Annotated in this window: 5 protein-coding genes and 1 pseudogene; 1 reads left to right on the top strand and 5 read right to left on the bottom strand. The window is 56.3% G+C overall.

The features are described from left to right. Window positions 1–41: 41 nt before the first annotated feature. From ACH2EH_RS14880 to ACH2EH_RS14860, 5 genes are all read right to left on the bottom strand, one after another. Window positions 42–356 (bottom strand): FmdB family zinc ribbon protein, encoded by a 315-nt coding sequence (locus ACH2EH_RS14880; protein WP_395142829.1) that lies wholly within the window; start codon window positions 354–356, stop codon window positions 42–44. A 5-nt stretch (window positions 357–361) separates the two neighbouring features. Continuing rightward, window positions 362–910 carry an anti-sigma factor family protein gene (locus ACH2EH_RS14875; protein ID WP_395142828.1) on the bottom strand — a complete coding sequence of 183 codons (549 nt, stop codon included), beginning with the start codon at window positions 908–910 and terminating at the stop codon, window positions 362–364. Beyond that, complete coding sequence (locus ACH2EH_RS14870) at window positions 907–1,491, bottom strand: sigma-70 family RNA polymerase sigma factor (protein WP_395142827.1); 585 nt, start codon at window positions 1,489–1,491, stop codon at window positions 907–909. Before ACH2EH_RS14870 ends, ACH2EH_RS14875 begins: the two co-directional genes overlap by 4 nt. A 79-nt stretch (window positions 1,492–1,570) precedes the next feature. Continuing rightward, the gene (locus ACH2EH_RS14865; RefSeq protein ID WP_395142826.1) at window positions 1,571–2,491 is read right to left on the bottom strand and encodes a S1 family peptidase; all 921 of its coding nucleotides are present in this window, start codon (window positions 2,489–2,491) and stop codon (window positions 1,571–1,573) included. A 39-nt stretch (window positions 2,492–2,530) separates the two neighbouring features. Beyond that, a complete protein-coding gene (locus ACH2EH_RS14860; RefSeq protein ID WP_395142825.1) occupies window positions 2,531–3,175 on the bottom strand; it encodes a hypothetical protein in 645 nt (214 codons plus the stop codon). A gap of 487 nt (window positions 3,176–3,662) precedes the next feature. On the opposite strand from ACH2EH_RS14860, the pseudogene ACH2EH_RS14855 reads away from it, so the two are divergent. Then, window positions 3,663–4,069: pseudogene (locus ACH2EH_RS14855) on the top strand (hypothetical protein); the annotation flags it as partial.

Below are 4,069 nucleotides of genomic sequence, written 5' to 3'. Positions count from 1 at the left end.
CAGTGGTCCAGCCCGAGTACCGCAACTCCAAAACGCATTGTCTACAACTCCTCGCTGGTCTCCAGCAGCTCCTCGACATCATCGCCCGTCAGCTCATCACCCATTCCGTGGGCCACCTCGTTCATCAGGTGGCGCATGGACTTGGGATCGCTCTCATCCACGCGGTCGGCCAGGTCTGCCAGAGAGTCTAGGGCTTCATCGGTCGAGCGTATCCGCGCGAACCGGGAGACGAGTTTTTTGACATTGTGGCTCTTGCAGCGTGGACATTGTACCTGAGCTGGGCTTGCCAGCACGCCGACTAGCTCCGAGAAGCGCCCAAGCGTGCAGTCGTTGCAGGCAAACTCAAAGATAGGCATAGCAGTTAGTGGGTGGTAAAGCTGGCCTGGAAAAAGAAGCCCTTGTGGTTTGCAGGCGGTGGAGTGGGTGCGCAGAAGAGCATGGTATTGCTGGGCATTGAGATGCAGGTTTCTGCGGGGAGTGGGTGGACACTGCGCACTTCAAGGATCGAGTAGCGCACGCTTCCGTAGGGGCCCGGCTGTGAGACCAGGTAAGCCCCTTCCGGCAGAGGGCGGCTACTCTCCCGAGTGGTGAATCGCGCGGTGGCCACGCACAGTCCGATTATAGAGAGAATTGCAGCGGTGATGGTTCGAGGGCTGACCGGCATACTGGCGTAGCGGCGCACCGCATCACCCACATCGGTTTGTAGCAAGCGCTCGATCTCTTCACGGGAGACACGTGCTCCCAGGGAGGCGAGGGCACGCTTGGTTTCCGCCAGGGCGCGGTACTCGATATTGCAGGCTGCGCAACGCTCCAGATGGCTCCGAATCTCGGCTAGCTCCTCGGCAGGAAGCTCAGAATCTAGAAACGCGGAGAGACGCTCGCAGCAGTGACGGCAGGACACCGAGCTCACCTTAGACTAAAGCCTTCGAGTTTGTGACGCAGTAGCTTACGACCCCGGTGCAGGCGGGAGCGAACTGTGCCAATCGTACAGCCTGTTAGCTTACTGATTTCCTCGTAGGAGAGCTGTTCAATGTCGGCTAGAATCACCGTCTTGCGAAAGTCGGCAGGGAGGGAGGCCAGAGCACGCTGGATCTGTTCGTCAAGCTCCTCATGAAGGGTGACCCGCTCGGGCTCCGTGCGTGCATCGGGAATATCTAAGTAAAGGTTGCTCTCGGAGTCTCCACAAATAGGGGCATCGAGACTCGTGACCCGCATCCGGTTCTTCTTGCGAACGCCGTCCACAAAAAGATTGGTCATGATGCGGAAGAGCCACTTCTCAAAGGGCAGGTCACGGCGGTAGTTCTCAAAGAAGCGGAAGGCACGCAGGAAGGCTTCCTGGAGAAGATCCTCGGCGTCGGCGTGGTTGCCCGTCATCCGGTAGGCGACATGATAGGCCTGCTTCCGGTGGCGCTGCATCAGGCGCTCAAAGACGCCTCCAGGACCACTCCCGAAAGAGGGGTTCTCAATAGCTAGTGCTTCGCTCTCCGCCATAGTTATTCTACTTTACGTGCAAGGCCCATGCCGCGTTCCCAAAAAGGAAAAATATTTATCGCATACTACTGATCTGTCCCTAAGACGCACGGCGTGCCCGAAAAGTTCGCAAGCCCAGCAGTCCCAGCAAACCAAACACTAGGGTTCCCGGCTCCGGGGCGCTGCTGTTGGCCGCCAAGGTGGACGTGATCCATGTCTGGTGAGAGGAGACGCGGGTAACTCCAAAGAGATCGGTGTAGGATGAGTTGTCGCTGCCATCGCCGGCGACCCCATTTATGCTCTCTAGACCATCCAGCCAGCTATGAACTCCCACGACTTTCCAGATACCGCCCTCGTTGATAAAGGTCGCCCCGCCGCTATCTCCAAAGCTGATACTTCCCTCCAGCGCAAGAGGCGTGTTGCTGGAGCCAAACTGGGTGAAGCGCGTGTTGGTGAGAAGAGGGCTATCAAAGTCGGCGATCAGATAGTCGTTTGCGGTCCAGGTGGGAAAGACACTGCTGGTTTGCTCCAGGATATTGGTCGCCGCGCGCCGGGTGCCATCACCGCCGCTGGTATTGCCCGTGCTCCCTATGCCCAGTGCGCCAAATCCCACGGAGTAAGATGTCTGGCCCAGCTCGCCACTGCCCGTGTACAGCGTCGCTGGAGTGACACCCGTAATGGCACTGGTGAGCTTAATCAGCGAGATATCCGAGCCGTTTTCTAGAGTTCCGTTCCAGCCAGGCGCGTTGAACACTTGGGCGACGGAGGCGGAACCAAAGCCAGGGACACTAAAAGTTGCTCCTGTCATGAAAGGCGAGCAGTGTGCCGCGCAGAGCACCCAGTCCGGAGCAATCAGTGTCCCCGTACAGAAACCGAAGTTACCAACAGCATTGAACTGCGCTTGTGCCCCGAGAGTGATATAGCTGCTATCGGGCACATCGTCCCGGCGAATGATTGCCTGGCTGGGGAGAGCTAGGCTCGCTAGGCTCAGTGTGAGAGCTACAAGAAAAAAAGGCTTCATGGGCACTTAGTTCGCCATAAAGCCTGTTTATCCTGCTTCTTATTTGGCTGGGCCATTATCAGTGACATGCATATTGGCAATTTCGATCTCACCGGGCTCTATACCCGCTTTAACACAAAATGTCGCGTGGACATCGGTGTGGTCTTTCGTGGTGCGGAAGGGGAACTGGTACTGGCGCCACTCGGGAGTGAAGCGCACTTGTTTTTGAAACTCCGCGGTGTGCGGCGAGACACCTTCCTCGAACACAATATAGACAGCGGTCTTCTTTGCCGAGCGACCCCAGAACTGGACTGTCAGGTTATGGTTCCCCTCAACGGCTTGGGGCACGGTTTTGAGGAGCTGTGCGCACCAGTACTTGTTGGGATCTATCGCCGTCACCTCCAGATGTAAAGAGTGCTGCTGCCCCACGGGCAAGTCCGGGCTAATCTGGAGCTTCATGGTGCCTAGGGCTGGTTTCTGGACAATAAGATTCCACCCCTGCCTGGTCGGATCTATCAGAGAGGCACCGGTGAGTGGTTTCTGCGCACTCGTCACCGGTGTGGCCAGCTCTTTGCTACTTTTAGTACTTGGCAAATTTTTGTCAGCCGACTCGGGGGTAGGGCGTAGCTTGGTAAGCCCAATTCCACCGGCCACCGTAAGCACCAGAAGCACCACAAGGCCGCCTGGTTTAAGAATCACTTTCATAGTAAAACCTCCGAGGAAACCCGCGACTTTAGTCGCGGGAGGAATCGGGAACCGCATGGAAGTTCCCACAATTGGATTTTCAAATTATCTTTGCCTTGCCTTTCCGCTTTGTTGAAGTTTGTCTGAGTATCTTGGTGGCTATTGCACAATACCAAATTGTGCGATGCCAGGTATGAAGGCACGAAGCCTCTTGAGGTGGACACGGTTTATTTACCTTTACAAGTGAATATAAGGAGTTGAGCCAACACACCGTTTTGGCTCGTAAAACATTCAGACGGCATCAGGATTTTTCTGATGTGGTCTCTAACCAGGCTTGTCCTGGTTTAAGACACGGGGCAATGTAACTTGCCCTATGGACGGGACGATGGGCTTGCCTTTCGTTACTGTCAAAGCCTCCTGCCTTCAGGCGGAGGATAAGTTACACGATTACTAACTCCTTAGAAATATATGCCTTTTTATCGGACGAATCTAAGCCGAAAATAAGGTAATGGCCATAAAATCATTGAAGGCTGAGTCAAACTCCCTACTGACGACAACGTTACTTCTGAGCGTGCTGGGAGCGAGCTGCCGCCGAAGTGAGCTGCCCCAAGGCGCTCTGCCCGCTCCTCTTCCGACGCCCGATGAGGGGATACCTCTGAGTCAGGTCACCTCGGCGGCGCTGCCGCGACCCTCTGCTGTGGCAGAACCGCTTGTGCTTATTCCACGACCCAAGGAAATCTCGTTGCGTGGAGGGGTGGGCTTTGCGCTGCGGCCTGAGACCCCCTTGGTGGTGTTGGGCAACCTGACGTCACAGGAGCAGCGTGCGCTGACAGCGCTGCAAGAGGCCCTCAAAGCACGGCTCGGACAGCCGCTCAAGGTGGTTTCTACTCCCGCTCCCAACGCCATTACGCTGGG

The organism is Armatimonas sp., from assembly GCF_043760365.1.
Taxonomy (GTDB): domain Bacteria; phylum Armatimonadota; class Armatimonadia; order Armatimonadales; family Armatimonadaceae; genus Armatimonas.
This window is presented reverse-complemented; position numbering and strand designations above follow the sequence as displayed.

Bases quoted from the DNA above. Each gene is read 5' to 3' on its own strand.
- ACH2EH_RS14880 (WP_395142829.1), bottom strand. From the start codon at position 356: ATGCCTATCTTTGAGTTTGCCTGCAACGACTGCACGCTTGGGCGCTTC.
- ACH2EH_RS14870 (WP_395142827.1), bottom strand. From the start codon at position 1,491: ATGGCGGAGAGCGAAGCACTAGCTATTGAGAACCCCTCTTTCGGGAGT.
- ACH2EH_RS14865 (WP_395142826.1), bottom strand. From the start codon at position 2,491: ATGAAGCCTTTTTTTCTTGTAGCTCTCACACTGAGCCTAGCGAGCCTA.
- ACH2EH_RS14860 (WP_395142825.1), bottom strand. From the start codon at position 3,175: ATGAAAGTGATTCTTAAACCAGGCGGCCTTGTGGTGCTTCTGGTGCTT.